General features: G+C 68.5%; 19 protein-coding genes. 6 read left to right on the top strand and 13 right to left on the bottom strand.

All coding sequences use genetic code 11. From position 1 onward, the window contains the following. The gene (locus GXY47_01365; GenBank protein NLV29776.1) at positions 1–2598 is read right to left on the bottom strand and encodes a protein kinase; all 2598 of its coding nucleotides are present in this window, start codon (positions 2596–2598) and stop codon (positions 1–3) included. A 220-nt stretch (positions 2599–2818) separates the two neighbouring features. Here GXY47_01365 and GXY47_01360 point away from each other — a divergent pair, with 220 nt between their 5' ends. Then, positions 2819–3655, top strand: coding sequence for an EamA family transporter (locus GXY47_01360; protein NLV29775.1), 837 nt, complete (start codon positions 2819–2821; stop codon positions 3653–3655). A 14-nt stretch (positions 3656–3669) separates the two neighbouring features. On the opposite strand, the gene GXY47_01355 is transcribed toward GXY47_01360, so the two are convergent. The 6 genes from GXY47_01355 to xylB form a co-directional block, all read right to left on the bottom strand. Beyond that, positions 3670–4713 (bottom strand): pilus assembly protein TadE, encoded by a 1044-nt coding sequence (locus GXY47_01355; protein ID NLV29774.1) that lies wholly within the window; start codon positions 4711–4713, stop codon positions 3670–3672. Between the two features lie 3 nt (positions 4714–4716). Beyond that, positions 4717–5139, bottom strand: coding sequence for a pilus assembly protein (locus GXY47_01350; protein NLV29773.1), 423 nt, complete (start codon positions 5137–5139; stop codon positions 4717–4719). A 170-nt stretch (positions 5140–5309) separates the two neighbouring features. Beyond that, a complete protein-coding gene (locus tag GXY47_01345) occupies positions 5310–6095 on the bottom strand; it encodes an SDR family oxidoreductase (protein NLV29772.1) in 786 nt (261 codons plus the stop codon). A gap of 75 nt (positions 6096–6170) precedes the next feature. Beyond that, the gene (locus GXY47_01340) at positions 6171–7418 is read right to left on the bottom strand and encodes a hypothetical protein (GenBank protein ID NLV29771.1); all 1248 of its coding nucleotides are present in this window, start codon (positions 7416–7418) and stop codon (positions 6171–6173) included. Positions 7419–7435: 17 nt separating this feature from the next. After that, on the bottom strand, positions 7436–8449 hold the full coding sequence (locus GXY47_01335; protein NLV29770.1) for a hypothetical protein: 1014 nt from the start codon (positions 8447–8449) through the stop codon (positions 7436–7438). Then, positions 8446–9963 (bottom strand): xylulokinase, encoded by a 1518-nt coding sequence (xylB, locus tag GXY47_01330; GenBank protein NLV29769.1) that lies wholly within the window; start codon positions 9961–9963, stop codon positions 8446–8448. The genes GXY47_01335 and xylB overlap by 4 nt, the downstream gene beginning before the upstream one ends. Positions 9964–10081: 118 nt before the next feature. On the opposite strand from xylB, the gene uxaC reads away from it, so the two are divergent. From uxaC to GXY47_01310, 4 genes are all read left to right on the top strand, one after another. After that, a complete protein-coding gene (gene uxaC / locus GXY47_01325; protein ID NLV29768.1) occupies positions 10082–11497 on the top strand; it encodes a glucuronate isomerase in 1416 nt (471 codons plus the stop codon). A gap of 42 nt (positions 11498–11539) precedes the next feature. Beyond that, entirely contained in the window at positions 11540–12691 is a 1152-nt protein-coding gene (locus GXY47_01320; protein ID NLV29767.1) for a sugar MFS transporter, read from the top strand. A gap of 89 nt (positions 12692–12780) precedes the next feature. Beyond that, positions 12781–13890 (top strand): ROK family protein, encoded by a 1110-nt coding sequence (locus GXY47_01315; GenBank protein ID NLV29766.1) that lies wholly within the window; start codon positions 12781–12783, stop codon positions 13888–13890. 89 nt (positions 13891–13979) lie between these two features. Continuing rightward, a complete protein-coding gene (locus GXY47_01310) occupies positions 13980–15311 on the top strand; it encodes a hypothetical protein (GenBank protein ID NLV29765.1) in 1332 nt (443 codons plus the stop codon). On the opposite strand, the gene GXY47_01305 is transcribed toward GXY47_01310, so the two are convergent. Genes GXY47_01305 through GXY47_01280 form a run of 6 tightly spaced genes read right to left on the bottom strand, consistent with a single transcriptional unit; the run spans position 15308 to position 21278 of the window. Then, the gene (locus GXY47_01305) at positions 15308–15676 is read right to left on the bottom strand and encodes a PilZ domain-containing protein (protein ID NLV29764.1); all 369 of its coding nucleotides are present in this window, start codon (positions 15674–15676) and stop codon (positions 15308–15310) included. The genes GXY47_01310 and GXY47_01305 overlap by 4 nt on opposite strands. A 46-nt stretch (positions 15677–15722) precedes the next feature. Further along, a complete protein-coding gene (locus GXY47_01300; protein ID NLV29763.1) occupies positions 15723–16163 on the bottom strand; it encodes a nucleoside deaminase in 441 nt (146 codons plus the stop codon). Next, positions 16048–16992: an HAD family hydrolase gene (locus GXY47_01295; GenBank protein ID NLV29762.1), complete on the bottom strand. Its 945-nt coding sequence runs from the start codon at positions 16990–16992 to the stop codon at positions 16048–16050. Before GXY47_01295 ends, GXY47_01300 begins: the two co-directional genes overlap by 116 nt. 50 nt (positions 16993–17042) lie before the next feature. Then, positions 17043–17720, bottom strand: coding sequence for a hypothetical protein (locus GXY47_01290; GenBank protein NLV29761.1), 678 nt, complete (start codon positions 17718–17720; stop codon positions 17043–17045). Between the two features lie 29 nt (positions 17721–17749). After that, complete coding sequence (locus GXY47_01285; GenBank protein NLV29760.1) at positions 17750–20527, bottom strand: TonB-dependent receptor; 2778 nt, start codon at positions 20525–20527, stop codon at positions 17750–17752. 52 nt (positions 20528–20579) lie between these two features. Further along, positions 20580–21278, bottom strand: coding sequence for a hypothetical protein (locus GXY47_01280; GenBank protein ID NLV29759.1), 699 nt, complete (start codon positions 21276–21278; stop codon positions 20580–20582). Between the two features lie 186 nt (positions 21279–21464). On the opposite strand from GXY47_01280, the gene GXY47_01275 reads away from it, so the two are divergent. Beyond that, positions 21465–22612, top strand: a 1148-nt coding sequence (locus GXY47_01275) for a DEAD/DEAH box helicase (protein NLV29758.1), incomplete at its 3' end; no start/stop codon positions are given.

Below are 22612 nucleotides of genomic sequence, written 5' to 3'. Positions count from 1 at the left end.
CTAGCGCGGGTCCCGGCGCAGGCCGGCCAGGTCCGAGGTAGCCTCGACGATGGCCGGGGAAAAGCCCCCGGCGACGGCGCCGGAGAGCAGCTCGAGCGCCCGGTCGCGCTCTCCCGCCTCCTCGTGGACCAGGGCGGCCCAAAAGAGCACGCGCGCGTCCCCGGGCGCCGTTTTGAGCGCCCGCCCGATCTCGGCGAGCGCGCGTTCCCTCTCTCCCAGCCGCACCAGGTAGAAGGCCAGGGTGGCGCGTTCGGCCCCGTCCGAGGGCTTGAGCTCGAGATATTCCGCGGCCAGCCCCGCGGCTTTCTCGTAGGCCGGCCGCGCCTTCGGCTCCATCCCCGGCGTGAGCGCGCAGGCGTCGCCGAGATTCCCCCAGACCTGGTGCGTCGCGTCTTTCATCCGAGCCGCCTGCTCCAGGACCGGCACCGCCTCCGCCGCGCGCCCCTGGAGGATATAGGCGGCCGCCAGGTTCACCCCGGCCTGCATGGTCGACCGGATCTCGAGCGATTTGCGGAGCAGGATCTCGGCCTCGCCGAACCGGCCCTGGTGGATCCGGATCCCCCCGAGGCTGGAATAGGCCCGGAAATGGTTCGGGAAGAGGCGGATCACTTCGAGAAACTCCCCCGCCGAATCCTCGTAACGGGAATGGCGATAGAGATGAACGGCCAGCTCCCAGTGACAGCTCCAGGAGTCGGGCGCGAGTTCGATCGCCTTCCGGAAGGCCCTCTCGGCCTCGCCCCCCTTCTTCAGGCTCTCGTAGGCGCGGCCCAGTTCGCGGTACACGTCGGCGTTTGCAGGTTCGATGGCGATGGCGGCGCTCAATTCCCCGACCGCCTGTTCCGGCATCTCGAGTTCGGTGTAGAGCATGCTCCGGGTGATGTAGACCGGCGCCAGGCGGTCGTCGATCCCCCCGGCCGCCTCGCAGCTCGCCAGCGCCAGCCGGGCCCATTCGCGATCGTGGCTCCCCTTGAACTTCCAGTAGTAGGCCTCCCCCAGGCCCGCGTGGGCCAGCGCGTAGCGCGGGTCTTCGGCCAGCGCTTTCTTGAAAAGCTCGATGGCCCGGTCGAGGTTCTCGGGCATATCGTGGCGTGACAGCAGGCCCTCGGCCGGCAGGTATAAGGCGTAGGCGCCGGAAACGCGCGTCCGGCCGGCAGCCGCCAGGCGCCGCGCTTCAGGCTTCGGCTCCAGGCCCAGGATGGCGAGGGCCCTGTCGAAGATCTCCTCGTCCATCCCCATCATTTCAAAGACGCTGGCGCTGAAGTCGCCGCCACCGATCTGGCGCAGGGAGACCGCATCGGCAAAATAAAAGGTGACCCGCACCAGGCTCCCGAACACCTGGACGCTCCCGCAGAGCACCAGGTTGACGCCGAAGGCGCGGCGCGCTTCGGCCGCCCCGGTGATACCCTCCGCCCGGATGTCGGCGGGAGAGATGACGCTCAGGTTCCCATGATACTGGGCGATCCGGGCGAACCTGGCGGCCAGGACTTCCACCAGGCCGTCGGCGATCTCCTGGTTTTCGGGGCGCGCTCCGACATTGAGAAGCGGCAGGATGGCCATGCGGATCCTTGACGGCACCCCGACCTCCGGCCCCTCGGGCCCGACCCGGGCCCGGAAGGGGGAGACGAACAGGAGCGCGAGCAGCGCGATGCAGGCGGCCAGGGCGGGCCGGCGCGGAAAGCGGTCCCTCCCCGCCCGGGGGGCGCCCGCTTTCCGGCCCGCCACCGCGGCCCCGGGGTTCTCGGCTCCCTCCTCCAGGGAGCGCAGCGCCGCCGCCATCTCGTGCATGTCCCGGAACCGTTCGCCCGGATCCTTGGCCATGGCCCGATCGATCGTTTGTTCCACCTCTTCGGGCGCGCCCGGACAGGCGTCCCGCAGCGGGGGGGCCGGGGCATGCAGGATCTGCTCCAGGACCGACACCGCGTTCGGCCCTCTGAAAGGGAGCCGGCCCGACACCATGTGATAGGCCACCACCCCGAGGGAGAAGATGTCGGTCCGGTGGTCGAGCGCCTCCCCGCGGGCCTGTTCGGGGGACATGTAGGAAAGGGTCCCCATCACCGTCCCGGGGCCGGAGGAGGTAACCAGGGTGCGGGTCACCTCCTCCGTCGTGGCGGCTTCCCCCCCCGTACCGGCGGCGAGCTTGGCCAGGCCGAAATCGAAGACCTTGACCCTGTCTTCCCAGGTCACCATCACGTTGGAAGGCTTGAGGTCGCGGTGCACGATCCCGGCCGTGTGGGCGGCCGCGAGCGCCTCCGCGATCCGCGCGGCGTATCCAAGGCTCCGGGGGAGGGACATCGGCCCCTCCTTGAGGACCTGCTCGAGCGTCCGTCCGGTGAGATACTCCATGGCGATGAAGTGAACCCCCCGCGCCTCGTCGATGTCGTGAATGACGATGATGCCCGGATGGTTCAGCGCCGACGCCGCCTTGGCTTCAAGAACGAAGCGCCGCCGGCGCACCGGGTCGGACATCACCTCGGGGGGGAGGATCTTGACGGCCACGAAGCGGTCCAGGTGCAGATCGCGCGCCTTGTAGACGACGCCCATGCCGCCCTCGCCGAGCTTCTCGATGATCCGGTAGTGCAGGAGCGTCTGACCGATCATGGAGCCCTTCCGGTGATCTCCGGAGCCTTCGGGGTGAATCCCGCGGGGGGGATCGCAGCATGCGGGGAGGATGGCCGGACCTGGTCGCTCTGATGCCCCCGATTCGTGTGCCGTTGGACAGGATCTCTGCTTTGGATCCATTATCCGGCCCGGACCGGGCCGACTCAAGGGCAAATTGGGGACAGCCACCACTGTCCCCCTGCATGGTATCCTTCACCCCATGAGATCGCGCGCGGTGCTACTGCTGATCCTCGCGGCCCTGCTCTGGAGCCTGGGGGGGCTGCTGATCAAGATCGTGGACTGGAGCCCGATGGCGATCGCCGGGGCCCGCAGCGGGATCGCGGCGCTCGTGATGCTGGCCTTCCGCCCGAGGATGCGGCTCTCCTGGAGCGGGCCGCAGCTGGGGGGGGCGGTCTGCTACGCGGCCACGGTCATCCTCTTCGTGGTCGCCAACAAGTGGACCACGGCCGCCAACGCCATCCTGCTGCAGTACACCGCCCCCGCCTACGTGGCCCTCCTCAGCAGCTGGTTTCTGAAGGAGCGGGTCACCCGGATCGACGCCGCCGCCATCGCCGCCGCCCTGGGGGGGATGGTCCTCTTCTTCCTGGACGACCTCACCGGGGGAGGGTTCCGGGGGAACATCGTCGCGATCGTGAGCGGGGTGGCCTTCGCGGGCACCGCCCTGCTGCTGCGCAGGCAGAAGGACGGGTCCCCGCTCGAATCGGTCTTCCTGGGGAACATCCTGGCGCTGCTGATCGGGCTCCCGGCGATGCTCTCGTCCGCCCCGGCCCAGGGGAGCTGGCCGGGACTGGTCCTGCTGGGGGTGTTTCAGCTCGGACTCTCCTACATCCTCTACGCCGAGGCGATCCGCCACGTCACGGCGCTCGAAGCGATCCTGGTCCCCGTCATCGAGCCGGTCCTGAACCCGGTCTGGGTCCTCCTCCTGCTCGGCGAACAACCGGGGAGGTGGGCCGCTCTCGGCGGCGCCGTGGTGCTCGGCTCGGTCCTCCTGCGGGCCCTCGGGCGACGGCCCAGCGGGCACGCCCCCGCGTCATGACGCCGGAGCTCCGCCTACTGCACCAGGGTGGGAGGAGCGTAGGCGCCGTAGTTGGGCCCGACGCCGGTGGTGAGCCCCGCGTAACAACTGTCATTGAAGCAGCCTTCGATGTACTTTTTACTTCCGCCCTCCGACCCCGTAATATGAAAGCAGACAAACCCCCAGATGGGCACCGCCGAGTGGGTGGAGTCGCTGAGCACGGCGTCGACCACCGGCAGCATGACGTCTGCGGGGACCGGGATTGAATTGTAGAGCGTCGTCTTGCTCCCGGGTTGGATCCAGATATTGTCGCCGATACTTAGCGGCGTGGGGTTGCCGTTGGCGATCAGGTCCCTGACGGTGGGGACGTCGTTCCTGTCCGTTTCGAACGAGGTCCACTGGCCTGCCATGCTCGCCGGGTAGTGATACGAAGAGCCGATCTTAAAGGTATGATCCGGGCAGGTATAGCTGCTTTTCTGGTCGGCCACGGCCTTACTTATGGCCACGGGCAGGAGGGCACCTGGCTTGGCGGTACCGGGAGAGGCCATCACGGCCGTTGCCGTGGCACTCACATCAGAAGTCTTTATACCGAGGACGGGAGCAAAAAAGAGCCCCAGAGGGCCGCCATTTTTGCCATTGGCTCTCCGCACGGTCACCTTGATCGCCGCGAAGTCCTGTGCCCCGGGGGTGATCCCCGTACTCTGCAGTCCGGGCGGGGTATGGGCGAAGTTCCAGTAGCCTAATTGCACTTCGTAGTCGGTGATGACTACACCGCCCGCTTTATTTACGGGGGCGTTGGTGGATGCTGCGGTCTCGCCCGCAGCCCAGTCGGGGGGGGAGGGAGAGGCCGGAGGGATCTGCGGGTAGAGGTGAGAGGCGCCGGCCAGGGCGGCAGCGTCCGCGGCGTTCTGAAGCTCGTTGCGCACCACGAGCAGGTGGCCGATATCGATGGCCATGGCCGCGAACCCGACAAAAACGACGAGCAGGAGCGCGACCATGACGATCACCGCCCCGCACTGGTTACGGTCCGGCTCGGGCGTCCGGAACTGCCGCTCCTCAAGCATGAGGTTCTCTCCCATGGCCTATTCCAGCCGCATCACCGTGACGCCGCTCAACCGGGTCGGGTTGGGCAACCCGACAAAATTCGGAAGCACCAGCCACCGGTAGTCGAAGGTGACCGTCACCCTGAGCGGGTTTCCGAACCCCGTCCCCGCCGACCAGTCGGGGGTGACCGTCACGTCCGGCGACCCGAAGGAGATGAGCCGGCTGGCGCAGTAGCTGTTCACCGCTCCGAGGATATTCGCGTTGATGGGGTTGAGGTTGCCACGGTCCTGGTTGACGATACCCACCCGCGCCCCTTCCCTGCTGGCGTTCGTGATGACGGCCTTGTTGTAGAACAGCAGCCCGAACTCGATGATCCCGAGGAGCAGGATCAGCAGGAGGGGGAAGACCAGGGCGAACTCGACGATCGCCTGACCCGAGGAAGAGTGCTTTTGGGTATCCATTCCATCCGGCTCCTTGTCGGTCGTTTGCGCGAAAACCGCATTTCTATTTTGCCCGACCGAAAAGTCAACTTTGTCAAGGCAAAGCCAAATTATGCAAAAACCAGGGGCCCGCGCGCGCTCCGCGCAGGGGAAGCGCCGGCGGGCTGCCCCGGGGAGGAGGGCGGGGACGGCTAGACGCCCGAATACGCCGAGAACCCTCCGTCGATCGGGAGCACGACCCCGGTGACGAACCGGGACATGGGGGAAAGGAGCCAGAGCGTCGCTCCGACCAGGTCCTCGGGGGAGCCGAAGCGCCCCATCGGGGTGTGGGCCAGGATCTGTCCGCCCCGGGCGGTGAGCGCGCCGCTCTCCCGGTCGGTCAGCAGGAAGCGGTTCTGTTCGGTCAGGAAGAAGCCGGGGGCGATGGCGTTGACGCGGATGGCGGGCGAGTATTCCCGCGCCATGTGCACCGCGAGCCACTGGGTGAAGTTGGACACCGCCGCCTTCGCGGCGGAATAGGCCGGGATGCGGGTGAGCGGGCGGAAGGCGTTCATCGAGGAGACGTTCAGGATCACCCCCGCTTTCCGCTCCGCCATGACCCGGCCGAACGCCTGGCTGGGGATGACGGTCCCCAGCAGGTTCAGGTCGGAGACGAACCGGAGCGAGCTTTCGGGCAGGTCGAAGAACGTCTGCTCCGCCCCCGTCGTGGCGCCGGGATGGTTTCCCCCCGCCGCGTTGACCAGGCCGTCGATCCCGCCCCAGGCCCCGACGATGCGCCGCGCGGCCTGCTCCATGGAATCCTTCTCGAGGACGTCGCCGCCGGTGACGAGGAGGCGGTCCGCGCCGTCGCCGAGGCGTTCCCGGAGGCGTCCGGCCTCCTCCGGCTTGCGGTCCACGATCGCCACCCGGGCGCCGCACCCGGCCAGGGCGCAGGCCATTTCGCCGCCGAGGACGCCGGCGCCCCCGGTGACGACCATGACGCGATCGCGAAAATCATACTGCCGGGTGAGTTCTTCCAGGTTCACGGTCGGGTCCTCCCTGAAGGTTCCGGGTCACTCCGCCCCGAAAAAGAGCGGGACGATATGCTTGTCGTAGAGGTTGCGCTCCACACGCTTCCCGATGAGGTCCCGGTGGCGCCCGAGCAGCTCCTCGAAGCGCGCGCGCCGCTCGGCCGCCACCCGGAAGCCGACATGCAGGAGCTGGCGCAGATGGGGGTTGCAGCTCCGGCAGGGGAGATCGTGCTCGAGCGCGCGCACGAACTCCTCCGGACCCCAGCCGTCCACCTCTCCGGGCGGGGGGAGCCGTCGCGCGTCGATGTCGATCACCGCCAGGTAGGGGCGGCAGAGCTCCTCGCGGCGCCCGTACGCCTCCCGGTAGATCTCCCGGGCGAAATCGAGCCCCTCGCCTCTGGCGGCCGCCAGCCCGGCCAGCTCCTCGAGCCAGGTGGTCCCGGCGGTCTTGAGGTGGATCCCGGCGCCGGCGCTGCGGAGCGCCCGGTGCATCACGGGGTAGAGGGAGAACTTGTCGCTCCCGGTGTGGATGGAGAGCTTCAGGTTCCGGGGGAGGCCGAATTGCTCCACGGCGAAGGCGATGACGGCCAGGTCGTCCCGGAATTCGCGCTCGAAGCGCCGGACGTCGCCGACATAGTCGCTCCCCTTGAGGAAGGCGCCGGAAAATTTCGGGGCGAGAGTCTCGACCGGGACCCGCTCCAGGCCGAGGGCGGCCATGATGAGGAGGAGTTCGACCGGGGTCTGGGGAACGGCCGCCTCGTCGACCGATATCTCGGTGACGAAGGTCCCCTCCCCCTTCCTGTCCGCAATATGCCGGTAGACCCCGGCCGCCGCCGCTACGGCCCGGAGATACTTCCGGGCGAACGTCCCGAGCGCCGCGTCGGTGATCTCGACCGGCGCCGAGGCGCCCGGGATGTCGAGGCTCCCCCGGTAGGGCTCCATGGCCCGGAGAAAGAGGGCGGGGTCTTCCGGCGCCTTCCCGATGAAATCGGCGACGTCGATGGTGTAGAAGTCGCACCAGGGGAGGTAGCGGTCCACCGTTTCCATCCCGATGTGATCGGCGTCCACGCAATAGGCCTTGTCCCAGCCACGGGCGCGCACTGCCTCGTCCGCCGCCCGCCGCTGGTGTTCCGGCCCGGTACCGACGATCAGGTGCTCCCGCTCCGACTTGTTCCACACCGGGACCAGGGAGAGCCCGCGGGCCGCCGCCTTCTCGAGCGCCGCGAGCTGGGCCGCCCCCTGGCAGCCGAAGCGGTCGCCGATGCCGATCGAGTATTTCTCAAAGTTCACGGCTTCCTCCTCGCCCGTCAGCGGCCGGAACCGGGGGTCCAGCCGTTCCCCAGCCCGTAGGGGAGGGTCACGAAAGGAAAGGCCTCCACGTGGCGGATCAGCCCGTCGCGGATGGCGAAGGTTTCCATGGTCACGAGGTTCTGCAGCATCCCCGGGGGCGCCCCCGGCGCCGCCTTCCGGCTCGTCCCGTCATGGATGAAGAGCGGGAAGCTGGCGGCCAGCCCCTTCTGCTCGTCGAGGATCAGGACGCGCCGCGGCCGGATGCGCTTCATGTAGGCGAAGGTCCCGGTGTCGATCTGCTCCGCGCACGTCATCATGCTGAACTTCAGCATTTCGGGGTCGGTCGGGACAAAGGGGGCGGGCATCATGCGGCCGCCCGGCGGCGGGTGGTTGACGGTGCGGTAGCCGTTTTCGTGGCGCACGCAATCGTCGGCGAAGGCGCCGATCTTCCCGTTGTCCCCCTCCAGGGCGTCGAAATAGGAGTTTGCCGCGCGGTAGAGCAGGTCGCGCGAGGTCCTTCGCGCGGGGGGGACGTCGTCCGTCAGAACCGGCAGCGGCGTCGTCAGGAGCGGCAGCGCCGCATCGTCGATGCTCTTCTCGAAACCGGAGTTACGCACGTAGAGGTGTTCGATCTCCTGGATCCTCCCGCGGTCCACCTTGAGCCGGACGGCCACGAGCGCGTGCTGCCCCTCGATCTCGAGCCGTGCCTGCAGGGCGACCTGGCCCGCGACCGGGTCGGCGACATGGATCCCGAAACCGGTCGGCTCCACCTTCGATCGCCAGAGGACGCCCTCGCCCACATCGATGACGCCGGTGTTTTCGGTCATCCGCACGTCGACCGCGAGCGGGGGGACCGCTTCGGGGTCCCGCCGGTAGACGGCGTTCATGTAGCCGTCGATGATCGCAACCAGGCACGCCCGGTCGCATTCCCTGAGGGCGGCCGGGTTCCACTCCGGCTCCGCGGCCGGCAGCGCGCCCGCGGCCAGGCCCAGCATCCCGATAACAACGCAAATCACGCTCGTTCTGTTCATGGCTTCTCCCCCGTATTTGGGAAAACGAAAACCTGGCTGAGGGCCGGGTAGAGGCGGCGGTAGGCCTGGTACTGCTCCCCGAGGAGCGCGGCGGCTTCCGGCTGCGGAGCGATGACCCTCTCGACGCGCACGACTTCGGCGCACGCGGCGTCGACGCTGGGCCATCTCCCCGCCCCGACCGCGGCCAGAATGGCGGCGCCGTAAGCCGCGCCCTCCTCCGCCGCGACCGTCTCTACCTCGTGGCCGTAGACGTCGGCCTGGACCTGGCGCCACAGGGGGCTGCGCGCCCCGCCCCCCCCGAGCCGGATCTTGTGGACCGGAGTCCCCATTTCGGCAAACAGGGTGAAGGTGTCCTTGAGGCTGAAGGCGACCCCCTCGAGAATGGCGCGCACGACGTGCCCCCGGGTGTGGGACGCGGTGAGCCCTACCAGCGCGGCCCGCGCATTGGGGTCGAGGTGGGGCGTGCGCTCCCCCATCAGGTAGGGGGCCCACAGGAGCCCGTCCGCCCCGGGCGGGACCTGCGCCGCCTCCTTGGTCAGCCGCTCGTAGGGGTCGCGGGCGTCGTCGGGACCGGCGCCGAACCGGTCGCGGAACCAGCGCAGGCTGAGGCCCGCCGCCTGCGTCACCCCCATGACGTGCCAGCGCCCCGGCACGGCGTGGCAGAAGGTGTGGAGCCGCCCCCGCGCGTCGAGCGCCGGCCGGTCGGTGGCGGCGAACACCACCCCCGAGGTCCCGATCGTCGCGCTGACGGCCCCGGGGGCGACGATGCCCATGCCTATGGCACCGGCCGCCTGGTCCCCCGCCCCGGCGACCACGGGGGTGCCCGCCTTGAGACCCGTGGCCAGTTCCCCGGCCGCGCTCACCCGGCCGCAGACCGCCTGCGATTCATAAAGTCGGGGAAGGAGCGCGGCATCCATCTCCGCGGCGTCCAGGACCTCGCGCGACCAGGCGCGCGCGGCCACGTCGAGTAGCAGCGTCCCGGAAGCGTCCGCGACATCGATCGCCCGCTCCCCCGTCAGGCGGAAGCGGACATAGTCCTTCGGGAGCATGACCGAGCGGACGCGGCGCCAGTTTTCCGGCTCCCGCTCCCGCACCCAGAGGAATTTGGTCAGGGTGAAATTGGGGAGCGCGGGGTTGCACGTCAGCCGGATCAGCCGCTCGGCCCCCACCCGCTCGGTGAAGGCGCGGCACTGCGCCTCCGTCCTCACGTCGCACCAGATCAGCGCCGGCCGCACCACGGCGTCGGCCGCGTCGAGCATCACGGCGCCGTGCATCTGCCCCGAAAAGCCGACGCACCCGACCGCCTCCCCGCCGATGCCCGCCGCGGCGAGCACCCGGCGCACCGCGACCCCCGCCGCGCGCCACCAGTCCCCGGGGTCCTGTTCCGCCCACCCGATTTCGGGCGACGCGAAGGGCGCGTGTTCCTCGGTGGCCGAGCCGGCGATCGCGCCGGTTTCGTCCAGAATCAGGGCCCGGGTCCCCCCCGTGCCGACATCTATCCCCAGAAAATACATGGCCCATCCCCCGGGATTTCGAATTTCCTTAACCTTGGCTTGAACGAAGTGCTATAGTACCACGCATTTACAAGATTCGAAACAATCCCTTGCCCGCGGCGGGAAGGCGGAGACGGATATGAGTGAAGAGCTGCTGCTGCACGAAGACCGGCTGTTCCCCCCCGACCCGGCGGTACGCGCCGTCGCGCGCCGCCTTTATGCCGAGGTCCGGGACCTGCCGATCATCAGCCCCCACGGGCACACCGACCCCCGCTGGTTCGCCGACAACACACCCTTCCCCGACCCCGCCTCGTTCCTGATCGTCCCGGACCATTACATCTACCGCATGCTCTACAGCCAGGGGGTGGCGCTGGAGGAGCTGGGCGTCCCGGAAGCCGACGGCCGGAAACCCGGGGTGGACCCGCGCGCCGTCTGGCGCCTCCTGGCCTCGCACTGGCACCTGTTCCGGGGCACCCCCACCCGCAGCTGGCTCGACCATACCTTCCACGAGGTGTTCGGCGTCCGGGAGCGCCTCTCCCCCGCGTCGGCGGACCGGATCTACGACGCCGTCGCCGAAAAGCTCGCCAGCCCGCGGTTTCTGCCGCGCGCCCTGTTCGAGCGCTTCCACATCGAGGTCCTGGCCACGACCGAGTCGCCGCTCGATCCCCTGGAGCACCACCGCAGACTCCGCGCGGGGGGGTGGAAGGGGCGCGTCGTCCCCACCTTCCGTCCCGATCCCGTCGTCGATCCGGAATTCGAGGGGTTCCGGGAAAACGTCGCCCGGCTCGGGGAGCTGACGGGGGAGGACCCCGGGTCGTGGGCCGGCTACCTGCGGGCGCTCGAAAACCGCCGCCGTCATTTCGCCTCCCAGGGCGCCACGGCCACCGATCACGGGCACGAGACGGCGGCCACCGCCGACCTCTCGCGCCCCGAGTGCGAAAAGCTGTTCGCGCGGGCGCTCGAGGGATCGGCGACGCCCGAAGAGGCCGAGACGTTCCGCGCCCAGATGCTGACCGAAATGGCGCGGATGAGCCTCGAGGACGGACTGGTGATGCAGATCCACCCCGGATCCTGCCGCAACCACAACCGCGCGCTCTTCCTGCGCTACGGCCGGGACAAGGGGGCCGACATCCCCGTGCCCACCGACTACGTGCGCGCGCTCAAGCCGCTGCTCGACCGCTTCGGTAACGAGCCGCGCCTGACGGTCATCCTCTTCACCCTGGACGAGTCGACCTACTCGCGCGAGCTGGCGCCGCTGGCCGGCCACTACCCCGCGCTCCGGCTGGGGCCGGCCTGGTGGTTCCACGACAGCCCGGAGGGGATGCGGCGCTACCGCCGGCTCACCACGGAAACCGCCGGCTTCTACAACACGGTCGGCTTCAACGACGACACCCGGGCCTTCCCGTCCATCCCCGCCCGCCACGACGTGGCGCGCCGCGTCGATTGCGGGTACCTGGCCGAACTGGTGACGGAGCACCGGCTGTGCGAGGACGAGGCGCGGGAGACGGCCATCGACCTCGCCTGCCGCCTGGCGCGGCGGGCCTACCGGTTCTGACGCGCGGGGCACGAACCTTGACGGACTGACGGAGGAAGCACGATGCGACTGAGGACCCTGCCGATTTTCCTCACCTTCTTCCTCATGGGGCTGGCGGACGCCATGGGCCCCATGTCCGACGGCGTCCGGAAGCAGTACGAGCTCAGCAACCTGCTCGCCACCCTGCTCCCCTTCTTCGTCTACATCTCCTTCGCCCTTTTCAGCCTCCCCGGGGGCCTCCTGGCCGCCCGGATCGGCAAGAAGAGACTCCTGATGCTGGGGCTGGGGCTCAACGCCGCCGCGCTGCTGATCCCGTCGCTCCGGGTGCCGGGCTTCGCGCTCCTCCTCGGGTGCATCTTCCTCCTCGGGGTCGGGACCGCCTTCCTGCAGGTGGCGGGCAACCCCATCATGCGCGACGTCAGCCCCGCGGGGGCCTACGGCCGGAACCTGAGCTTCGCCCAGGGGATCAAGGGGATCGGGAGCACCGCCTCCACCTATCTCACCAGCGCCATCGTCTCCGTCGCCCTCCTGGCCGGCATGGGCTGGCGGGGGATCTTCCCCCTCTTTTTCGTCCTCATGCTCCTGGCCCTGGTCGCGGTGGCGTCTCTGCGGGTCGACGAGACCCGGGCGGAGACCCCCCCGAACCTCCGCTCCAGCCTGGCGCTGCTCCGGCAGCCCGTGTTCCTGCTTGCGGTGGGCGGCATCTTCCTCTATGTCGGCGCGGAATCGTGCCTGGGCCGCTTCCTCAAACCGACGCTCCAGGGCCTGGGCCTCGACGACCTGGCCGCCAACCGGTACGGCCCCGCCCTCTTCTTCCTCCTGCTGACCGTCGGCCGCCTGGCCGGGAGCGCCCTGCTCACCCGGATGAGCCCGCGCACCTGCTTCCGCCTCTCCGCCCTCGTGGGGCTGTTGGGGACAACCGCCCTCCTGACGGGCGGCGGCGGACTGGCCATCGCGGGAGTGGTCGCCGCGGGTCTCGGGTTCGCCAACATCTGGCCGATGCTCTTTTCCATCACCGTCGAAAAGAAGCCGGAATGCGCGAACGAACTGAGCGGGCTCATGTGCATGGCCATCTCCGGCGGCGCGCTCCTGCCGCTGCTGATGGGGTGGCTGGTGGACCTCGGCTGGGGCCCGGCGGCCTTCATCGTTCCCGCCGCCTCATTCGTTTACCTGTTCCTCCTTTCGCTCAAGGGGAGGTCGGAAGCCGCCGCATAGCCTCCGCCTGAATCTCCATGCCGAACGGGGGGCGGGTGTGATACGGTAGGGGGCCTCGGATTTCCCGGATTCTGTCTCAAGGAGCCGTCATGGATCTCTCAAGCGACCCCCGCATCGTGCTGACGCTCGACGCCGGCGGGACCAGTTTCCGCTTTTCGGCGATGCAGGGCGGCCGGCAGGTGACGGAGAGCATCGCCATGCCGTCCCGCGGGGACGACCTCGACCGGTGCCTCTCGGGGATCGTGGAGGGGTTTGACCTCGTCCGGGCGCGTTGCGCCGCGATGCCCGCGGCCATCAGCTTCGCCTTCCCCGGCCCCGCGGACTACCCCCGCGGCATCATCGGCGACCTGGGCAACCTGCCGGGCTTTCGCGGCGGGGTCGCGCTCGGCCCGATGCTCGAGGAACGCTTCGCCGTCCCCGTCTACATCAACAACGACGGGGACCTGTTCGCCTACGGCGAAGCGATCGCGGGGTTGCTCCCCCACGTGAACGCGCTCCTGGAGGAGTCGGGGAGCCCGCGCCGCTACCGGAACCTTCTCGGCGTGACCCTGGGGACGGGCTTCGGCGGGGGGATCGTCATCGACGGCCGGCTCCTGGCCGGGGACAACTCCATCGCGGGGGAGGTCTGGCTGCTGCGCCACAAGCTCGAGCGGGAAAGGAACGCGGAGGAGGGGGTGAGCATCCGCGCCGTGCGCCGCGCCTATGCGGCCGCCGCCTGCATCCCCCCCGGGGAGGCGCCCGACCCCGAGGCCATCTTCGAAATCGGGATGGAGCGGAGGGCGGGGAACGCCCCCGCGGCGCGCGAGGCGTTCCGCCGCCTGGGGGAGGTCGCCGGCGACGCCATGGCCCAGGCCCTCACCCTGGTGGACGGGCTGGCCGTCATCGGCGGGGGAATGTCGGGCGCGTGGCCCCTCTTCCTGCCGGCCCTGGTCGCGGAACTCAACGGCGCCTACACCGCTCCCGACGGCCGGCGCTTCCGGAGGCTGGCCTCCACGGCCTGCGACCTGGAGGATCCCGCCCAGGCCCGCGCCTTCCTGGCTGGGGACCTCTGCACGGTCCGCGTTCCCGGAAGCCGGAGGGAGATGGAGTACGACCCGACGCCCCGGATCGGCGTCGGCCTCTCGCGCCTGGGCACGAGCGGGGCGACCATGCTCGGCGCCTACGCCTTCGCGCTCGCCCGGCTCGACGGCAAGGGATGACGGCCGGGACGACGTCTGGAGGAACCTGTGGATCATTTTGCCGCCGCGGCCTCCACGGCCCTGGCAGGCGTGGATAGGAGGAGGATGTGATGGCGGGAAAACCGGACAACTGGAACACACTGACTGCGGAGCAGAAGAGACAATACCGGCTCGATGCCTGGGTGCGGGGGGACGGCATCGAGTTCGACGGCCCGGAAGCGGCGGCCGCCTACCGGCAGCGGGCCCAAAGGTTCCGGGACACCCTCGAGCTTCGCGTCCCCGACCGGGTTCCGGTCGCGGGGCTGGGCGGCGCCTTCATCTACCGCCGGATGGGGATCCCCCAGAAGGCGACCATGTACGACCGCTGGGAGGAAGCCGCCGCCGCGGTCGTCAAGTTCCAGCAGGACTTCCAGCCCGACAGCGCCACGGCCACCTTCATGATGTCGGGGCCCTCCATGGAGTTTCTGGGGCAGACCAGCATGAAATGGGCCGGGTGCGGCCTCCCCGACGACGTGCAGTACCAGTACGTCGAGCAGGAGTACATGAAGGGGGACGAGTACGACGCCTTCCTCCTGGACCCCTCCGACTACGTCATGCGCCGCTTCATGCCGCGGATGTACACGTCGCTCAAGGGCCTCGGGAAGATGCCCTGGTTCGGGAGCGACGGCATCCAGATCGGCGGGAGGGTGTTCGCCGCGATGCTGGACCCCGGCGTGCAGGAGGCGCTCGCCGTCATGAAGAAAGCGGCGGAGATGTCGCTCCAGCCGCTCCGGGTGACGATGGCCACCTCCGCCCGGCTCGGCGCGATGGGGTACCCGCAGTTCTTCCTCGGGTTCGGCGCCGCCCCGTTCGACATGCTGGGGGACACCCTGCGCGGCACGCGGGGGATCCTGACCGACCTCTACCGCTGCCCCGAAAAGGTGATCCGGGCGTGCGAGAAGATCCTGGAGCTGACCCCGGTCCCCGACGTCCCCATCGGCGCCCCGCCGCTGGTCATGATGCCGCTGCACAAGGGGGACGACACGCACATCTCCCTCGCCCAGTTCGAAAAATTCTACTGGCCCACCTTCAAGGAGATCATGCTGCGGATGATCGAAGACGGCCTGATCCCCGCCCCGTTCGCCGAAGGGTGCTACACCAAGCGGCTGCCGTACCTGACCCAGCTTCCCGAGGCGTCGGTCCTCTGGTTCTTCGACCGGACCGACATGCACCGGGCCAAGGACGTCCTCGGCGGCCACAGCCCCATCATGGGCAACGTCCCCATCACCATGATCGCCACCGGGACGCCGGAACAGGTGAAGGCGTGCTGCAAGGATCTGATAGATTATTGCGGCAAGGGGGGGGGGTACATCCTCTGCTCGGGAACGCAGCTGGACGACGCCCGGGAGGAAACGGTCCGGGCCATGATCGATTTCACCAAGGAATACGGGGTCTATCGCTAGCCCGCCCGCGGTTCCTTTGAGGAGACATTGTTGACCAGCCGGCCGATCAGGCGGGCCAGGTCGACCGGGGTGTGGTCGAATTCGACCCCGAACCGCCCCTTGCCGCTCCCGCTCATCCCCGCGTGCCACCGCCGGACCTTCCCCTCGATCGTCAACGGCCGCTCCAGCGGGCCGGAGAGGAGGGTCAGGCTGATGCGGCTCCCCCCCGGGGGGAGAAAGGCGGAGGAGACATAGGCCCCCTTGAGGGAAAGGTCGATCACGACCCCCTCCCTGGACGTGCCCGAGGCGTCGAAGCGGCAGTCGAGGCACGTGGCGATGCGGGACAGGTTGCGGCGATCCTGGGCTACGCGGCTCCGGCTGTGCATGATTCCCCCCGATGAGGTGCCTGATCGGCAAAAAGCGGGGGCGGCTTTAGGGCTTGCCGATATCCTCGTTCCAGAGCCCCGGGTTCGCGGCGATGAACTCCCTCATCAGCCGGACGCACTCCGCGTCGTCCAGGATCGCCAGTTCCATCCCGCGCGAGCGCAGGTAGTCCTCCGGGCCCCGGAAGGTCCGGTTCTCCCCGATCACGATCAGGGGTATCCCGTAGAGGAGGGCGGCGCCGCTGCACATGTCGCAGGGCGAGAGGGTGGTGTAGAGCGCGGAGGAGGCGTAGTCCCGGGCCGACAACCTGCCGGCGCTTTCCAGGGCGTCCATCTCCGCATGCAGGATCGCGCTCCCCCGCTGCACCCTCCGGTTATGCCCCCTCCCCGCGATCTTCCCGCCGACCACCAGCACGGAACCGATCGGGATCCCCCCTTCCGCCAGGCCTTTTTCGGCCTCCTCGATCGCCGCCCGCATGAATGCGTCCATCATCTTCCCCCTTTCGCCTGGCCCGGATCGACCCACCCCCCCCGGCGGCTTCGAGCACCGGTTCGAGTTCGGAGAGATCGGCGATCTCCCAGTCCGGGACGACACCGCCGGACGGGGCCGCGCCCGCACGGTTGACCCAGACCGCCCGCATCCCCGCGCGCTGCGCCGCGGCGATGTCGGTGACGGGGTTGTTGCCGATCATGAGCGCGGCGCGGGGCGCGGCCCCGAGCCGCTCGAGCATGAGGCCGTAGATCCGCGGGTCGGGCTTGCCGAATCCGATGTCGCCCGAAATCAGGATCTCCCGAAAGTATCCCGCGATCCCCGCCCCCTCGATCTTGCGCCGCTGGAGGTCCGCGGCTCCGTTGGTGAGGAGCCCGAGGGCATAGCCTTCCAGTTTCCGCAGGGCGGGGAGGGTATCGGGGTAGATGACGTGGAGCCGGCGCCGCAGGCGCGGGAAGGCCTCGGCCATCTCCCCGGCCAGGGCGGGGTCGTCGACTCCGTGCCGGCGGAGGGCCGTCTGCCACGACTGGAACCGATAGACCGGAGCCCAGGAGCGCAGCCGCTCCAGCTCCGGCCCCGGACCGGTGAACTCGGCCCACATCCCTTCCCACGAACTGATCCCCACCCGCTTGCAGTAGGGGTGCTCCGGGAACGCGTACCAGCGCTCGCGGCACGCCTTGCGCAGCGTCAGGTGGAGCGCACGGGGGTCGATCCGATACCGCTCCCGGGCCGGTTCACCCGCCGCGACGAAGGCCGCCTCGGCCGAACTCTCCTCGGCCATCAGGGTGTCGTCCAGGTCGAAGACCAGGGTGGAAAGCGCGGATTTCATGCGTCCATGATTATAACACGCCTCCCGACGGGCGCCGGGATGCGGGAGGGTCAGGCGATATTCCAGCCGGCGCGGGCGGCGCCGCACTCGGCGGCAAGAAGGGTGGAGAACCTTTCGGCCGCGGCCTCGAGGAGGGCCGCGCTCTCACCGGCGGGAGCGTAGACGACGGCCACGACGGCGCGCGTCGCCTCCCGGGTTTTGGTGGTCATGGAATCCTTGACCGGGTTCCCGCACGGCACCCAGAGTTCCCCCTGCCGCCGACAGACGCACAGGAGGTCTTCCAGCCCGATCTCCTGTCCCGAGGGGTTGAACACGTACGATTCCCGCGCCCTTCCGCGCCGCAGGCGCAGGGAGTGGCCCGTGAGGTCCAGGTCGAAGACGCTGGCGGGGTAGCCCGACTGGAGGCTCACGGCGTTGTTGGCGTCCACGGGCGGGTTGACCAGGGGGAAATCCCCCCCGAGGGCGGCGGCCAGGAGATACTCGCTCGCCGGCTTGCTCCGCCCCGAGGGCTTGAAGCGCCCGTGCCGCAGCATCCCGCGCACGGCCGCGCGGCGCCCGGCGTCGAGAAACCCTTCCCCGGCGGCGCGCACCCGCTCGAGCAACTCGGCAATGTACGTGGGGACGGCCGCGGTCGGCGCGCAGCCCGGGAGTTCCAGTCCCCAAACCAGGGCCGCGCGCACCGTCCCCGGTCCCAGCCCGGGATCGATTTCGAGCGTCGGAATCTCCATGGTTGCACTCCCCGAAAAACCTGTTTCCATCAGAAGGAATACTTCAGGGCGATCTCGATCTCCCGGGCGTCGTCCGCCCCCGAGATCACGCCGAAGGTGGGGGAGTTGATGAAATTCCCCGGCTGGTCGAAATTCACGTGGTTGAAGGCGTTGAAGAACTGCACCCGGAACTCGAGCAGGTTGCCCGAGCGGGTGACGGGCGTGGTCTTCATGACGCTGATGTCCCACTGGGTCGAACCGGGGGACAGGAGAACGTTCCGGCCCGAGTTGCCGAACCATCTCCCTTCGGGCCCGCCGTAGTCGGGTATGCGGAAGTCGGCGGTCTCGAACCACTTGTCGATCGACCGCTCCGACTTGGGAAGATTCCCCTCCCCGATCCGGTCGGGACGGTCGCCCCAGACGCCGTCGTTGTTGGGGTCCCCGAAAATCTCCGGGCTGAAGGGGCTCCCGCTCATGATGTTGGTAATCCCCGAAATCCGCCACCCTTCGAGCAGCACCCCGAGCCTGCCCGCCCAGCGGGTAGACAACAACCTGTCCTTCCCCAGCGGCAGGTCGAGGATGTAGTTCAGGTTGAACGACTTGGTCGGGAAGAATCCATAGAGCGAGCGCTCGGCGCCGAGGTCGCGGGGATTGTTCGGGTTGGCGAAGGTCCAGCTGTAGGCGTCGCTGATCGCGCGCCCCCAGGTGAAATTCGCCTGGAGCGAAAAGAAGTCGGTCAGGCGCCGGGTCACCCGGGCATTCATTTCGTTATTGGTATAGGTGGCGTCGCTCTTGAGGATTTCGAAGATCCCGTAGTCGGGGTTCGGCCGCCGCGGCTGGATCGGCTCGCCGGCGGGGGCGGGCAGGGGGACGTTCCCGGGGACCACGCGGTAGAAGCGGGTGGTGATCCGCCCCGAATACTTCAATTCCATGCTCCAGTTGCTCAAAAACTCGTACTGCAGCGCCACCTCCCGGTTCTGCATGAAGGAATTTCGCAGCTCCGGATCGGCCGCCGTGAAACTGAGCGCGGGGAGGGCGGCCGATTCGAAGGGATCGGCGATATCGAGGTCGGGCCGTACCGGGGATTCCGCCTTCTGGACATAGAAGAACGGGTAGTTCCGCCCCATGTAGGTCAGGGCCTGGAAGGTGTTCATCGAGCTGTGTCCGATGCTGTAGGACGCCCGCAGCACCAGCCGGTTGTTGCCGAAGGGGCTGTAGGCCACGCCGAAGCTCGGCTGCCAGTCGTTCTTGTCGTCGTAGGCCGCGTGCCCCGGGTCCAGGTCGAGCCCCAGCTCCCGGGCCCGGGAGCTGCCGGTCACGACGACCTCCCCGTCCCGCGGCGCTTCCTGCACCAGCGGGTAGAAGAACGACACGTTGTCGCGGGTGGAGTGGAAGAAGGGGGAATAGCTGTAGGCGAGCCCCATCGTGAGGGTGAAGTTGGGGCTCAGTTTCCAGCTGTCGTTCAGGTAGAGGCGCCAGGAGCGTTTTCTCAGGTCGGCCCGGTCCGAGCCGACGCCCCGGGCCGCGGTGTAGGGGATTCCCAGGAGGAAATCGGCGAAGGCATCCCCCGTGAACTGGCCCGAAAACCCGAACTGCCCGCGGCGGGTGCCCCAGGTCCTCATGTCGTTGTATTGATTGACATTCAGGCTCCCCCCCAGGGAGAGGGTGTGCTCCCCGCTCACGTAGGTATAGCCGGCGCTGAGGGAATAGCCGTTCTGGTTGAAGCTCTCGGGCGAGGGGCTCACGAAGCTGGCCATCGACATCGACCCGATCCCGGAATAGCCGAGGATCTCCATCTCCGGGTACCCCTCGTCCATCGGGTCGAGCACCCCGACGCCGGCGATCCCGATCGAATCGAGCAGCCCTTCCTGGAAAGCCTGGTCCGAGGTCTGCAGGCTGGAGAAGCGGTCGAACCCCACCTTCAGGCTGAACACCTTGTTCGGGCTGAAGGAGTGGCTCAGATCGATCGCAACCTCCTGGTCCCTCTCGTCAACCTCGTTGCCGAAGGCGGGAAGGGCGGAGACCAGCCGCCGCACGCCGTCGCTGATTTCGTAGGTGCCGAAGACCTTGGTCTGCGGGCTCCATTCGTAATCGATCCTGGTGGAGACGGTGTCGCGGTTCTCCACGGAGGGCTGGTTGTTGACGTAGTTGCGCACCGGGTCGTCCCGGTTGGGATCGGGAAAGAGCCCGAGCAGCCGGGAGGCCACCGGGTGGATGCGCTCCTCGGGGATCCGGTTGCCCACAAAGGGCTCGCCCGTGAAGGGGTCGATCAGTTGCCGCCCGGGGACGGCGCTGAAGTCCCCCTGTTTCATGGCGTCGGTGGGGACCAGGGAGAGGAGGGTCGAGCCCCGGATCACCCGCAGGCCGTCATAGCTGCCGAACACCTTCAGCCTCGAGGTGATCGAAGCCCCCAGGCTTACGCCGAACTGGTTGCGCTTGAATTCGGGCAGCTTCTGCCCCACCGGGTCGAAGAAATTGCGGGCGTCGAAATTGTCGTTGCGGTGGTATTCGTAGACCGAGCCGTAGATTTTCCCCCGCTTTCGGACCGAAAAGGGGTTGACGATCAGGGCGGTCGATTCGTCCCTGACCGGGCCCTCCGGCTGCCACTCGGTCCCCAGTCTCAACCGGAAGGACTTGATCTGCTGCAGGCCCGGCGACAGCGAGCGTTCCCCTTCGTCTTTGAAAAGTCCCCCGTCGAGTCCGGGTGGGGACTCGACGGTCCCCGCGTCGGGGGCGTCGGCCGTCGCCTCCGGTTCCTGTCCGGAAGCGGCCGCGCACAGTGGGGCCAAACATAACACCAGCGCCATCAGCGCAAAACGCATAAGCATGAAAAATCCTGCAAGAGGGAAAACCAGGGTTGACGGGTTCGGGGACCGGGGGTCAGAAAACAAGCTGGTCGCCGACCCTCATCGGCTTGACCTCGAACTTCGCGTACAGGCGGGATTCGGTCCCCGGGACATCCAGCAGCTCGAGGGTGATGTTGGGGCAATGCTCCCCGATCACGGGGACCCCGTCGACTTCACGGGGGAAGACGAATTTGGCCCCGACGCTCTCCTCCTGGTGCGGAAAATAGGCGATGAGTTCCACCTGGGGGCATGACGGGGTGGAGAGAAAGGCCTTGCTCCTGAGGGTCTCGACGGTCTCGCTCTGGAAGAAACGCCGGATGGCGCTCTCCTCGTTCGGGTCGTTGGAGCGAAAACCGACACTCAGGACGATGAAGCGCGACACGTCCATGTCGAGGTTGCCCGCCTGGAGCGCCTCGAACCGCCGCTTCTCCTCCGGCTTCATCCGGTCGTACCCGTGCTGGATCTGCTGGATCCGGGCGTAGGCCTCGCGCACCGGCCGGGCGGAAAGGAACCTCACGTAGAAGGTGTTGTAGATCTCCTTCTCCCCCGAAATGCCGCTCCCCACTCCGCGGATGACGCGGGTGAAGGTCTCCTGGCGCGCCCAGGGGGAATCGTTCAGGAGCTTGACCGCCCCTTCGAGTGACCATTTGCTGAAATTTTCGTGCCCGCCCCAGGAGGTCGCGGAAAACGCCAGCAGCGGGAAAAAGATAGCCACGAGAGAAGCTTTGATCATGGAATGCACGCAACCCCTTATATCTGAGTAATTTACATCTTCAATAAACAGAATGTCCCACCAGGCCCGGACCCTCCGTTCCAATTAAGACATACGACGCCGGGACCGCGTTGTTTCGCTTTCGGCCCGGTCGTGAAAAAACCGGCTCAAATCGCCCGGTCCTCATTAGATAGACAGGAGGATACCATGCGGCTCTCGTTCGATCGCGGCACCCTTCTGCTCCCGGGGGACCTCGGGGGTGCGGAAAGCCTCCCGGGGGTGCGGTGGGACGCGCGCGTGGGCGCCTGGCGCGCTCCCGCCTGCGCCTACCCGGAGCTCCGCCGCGAACTCCGGAGCCGCCGCATCCCCTTTTGCGACGAGGCCCTCCCCCCGTTGCCCCCCCCGCCGGCGGTGGCGGCGCCCGAACTGCGCCCCTACCAGGCCGCCGCGCTCGCCGCATGGGAGGCTTCCGGGCTGAGGGGCATCCTCTCCCTCCCCACCGGCGCCGGGAAGACGCGCGTCGCGGTCGCGGCGATGGCCCGGACCGGGCTGCGCACCCTCTGCCTCGTCCCCACCCGCGCCCTGATGGCGCAATGGGTCGAAACTCTCCGGGCCATCCCGGCCCTTCCCGTCGGGGAGTTCGGCGACGGGCGCCGGACCGAGGGGCCGGTCACCGTCGCCACCTTTTCGAGCGCCCGGCGGCATATGGAAACGCTGGGGAACCGCCATTCCCTCCTGGTGATCGACGAGGTGCACCACCTCGGCGCCGGGCTCGGGGAGGAGATCCTCGAGATGTCCACCGCCGGGGCGCGGCTGGGGCTGAGCGCCACCATGCCCGAGGACCCCCGCCGGGTCGGCCGCCTCGAAGCCCTCGTCGGCCCGGAAATCTACCGCGCTCGGGTGGAGGAACTGGCCGGCCGCTGGCTCGCCCCCTACAGCCTGGTCACCATTTCGGTGGGGCTCTCCCCCCGGGAACGGGAGGCCTACCAGTTCGAGCTGGCCGTCTTCCGCCCCTTCTGCCGGGAGTTTTTCGACCGCTCCCCCGGGGCCGGCTGGGAGGACTTCACACGCTTCGCCCTCCGCAGCGACGAGGGGAAAAGGGCGCTGGCCTCCTGGCGCCGTTCCCGGAAAATCATCCATTACACCGAGGAAAAGCGCCGGATCGTCGGCGCCCTCCTCGGGGAGCACCGGGACTCGCGCGTTTTGGCCTTCACGGCCGACAACGACGCCGCCTACGCGATCGCGCGCGAGCACCTCGTCCAGCCGGTCACCTGCGACATCGGCCGCCGGGAGCGGCGCCTGGCGCTCGAGCGCTTCGCCGCCGGGGAGTTGCGGGTCCTGGTCAGCGCCCGGGT

It is taken from the genome of Acidobacteriota bacterium, from assembly GCA_012729555.1.
Taxonomy (GTDB): Bacteria; Acidobacteriota; UBA6911; order UBA6911; family UBA6911; genus UBA6911.
Note: the sequence above shows the minus strand (reverse complement) of the source record. Positions and strands in the feature narration are given on the sequence as shown.

Bases quoted from the DNA above. Each gene is read 5' to 3' on its own strand.
- GXY47_01365 (NLV29776.1), bottom strand. From the start codon at position 2,598: ATGATCGGTCAGACGCTCCTGCACTACCGGATCATCGAGAAGCTCGGC.
- GXY47_01360 (NLV29775.1), top strand. From the start codon at position 2,819: ATGAGATCGCGCGCGGTGCTACTGCTGATCCTCGCGGCCCTGCTCTGG.
- GXY47_01355 (NLV29774.1), bottom strand. From the start codon at position 4,713: ATGGGAGAGAACCTCATGCTTGAGGAGCGGCAGTTCCGGACGCCCGAG.
- GXY47_01350 (NLV29773.1), bottom strand. From the start codon at position 5,139: ATGGATACCCAAAAGCACTCTTCCTCGGGTCAGGCGATCGTCGAGTTC.
- GXY47_01345 (NLV29772.1), bottom strand. From the start codon at position 6,095: ATGGTCGTCACCGGGGGCGCCGGCGTCCTCGGCGGCGAAATGGCCTGC.
- GXY47_01335 (NLV29770.1), bottom strand. From the start codon at position 8,449: ATGAACAGAACGAGCGTGATTTGCGTTGTTATCGGGATGCTGGGCCTG.
- xylB (NLV29769.1), bottom strand. From the start codon at position 9,963: ATGTATTTTCTGGGGATAGATGTCGGCACGGGGGGGACCCGGGCCCTG.
- uxaC (NLV29768.1), top strand. From the start codon at position 10,082: ATGAGTGAAGAGCTGCTGCTGCACGAAGACCGGCTGTTCCCCCCCGAC.
- GXY47_01320 (NLV29767.1), top strand. From the start codon at position 11,540: ATGCGACTGAGGACCCTGCCGATTTTCCTCACCTTCTTCCTCATGGGG.
- GXY47_01315 (NLV29766.1), top strand. From the start codon at position 12,781: ATGGATCTCTCAAGCGACCCCCGCATCGTGCTGACGCTCGACGCCGGC.
- GXY47_01310 (NLV29765.1), top strand. From the start codon at position 13,980: ATGGCGGGAAAACCGGACAACTGGAACACACTGACTGCGGAGCAGAAG.
- GXY47_01305 (NLV29764.1), bottom strand. From the start codon at position 15,676: ATGCACAGCCGGAGCCGCGTAGCCCAGGATCGCCGCAACCTGTCCCGC.
- GXY47_01300 (NLV29763.1), bottom strand. From the start codon at position 16,163: ATGGACGCATTCATGCGGGCGGCGATCGAGGAGGCCGAAAAAGGCCTG.
- GXY47_01295 (NLV29762.1), bottom strand. From the start codon at position 16,992: ATGAAATCCGCGCTTTCCACCCTGGTCTTCGACCTGGACGACACCCTG.
- GXY47_01290 (NLV29761.1), bottom strand. From the start codon at position 17,720: ATGGAGATTCCGACGCTCGAAATCGATCCCGGGCTGGGACCGGGGACG.
- GXY47_01285 (NLV29760.1), bottom strand. From the start codon at position 20,527: ATGCTTATGCGTTTTGCGCTGATGGCGCTGGTGTTATGTTTGGCCCCA.
- GXY47_01280 (NLV29759.1), bottom strand. From the start codon at position 21,278: ATGATCAAAGCTTCTCTCGTGGCTATCTTTTTCCCGCTGCTGGCGTTT.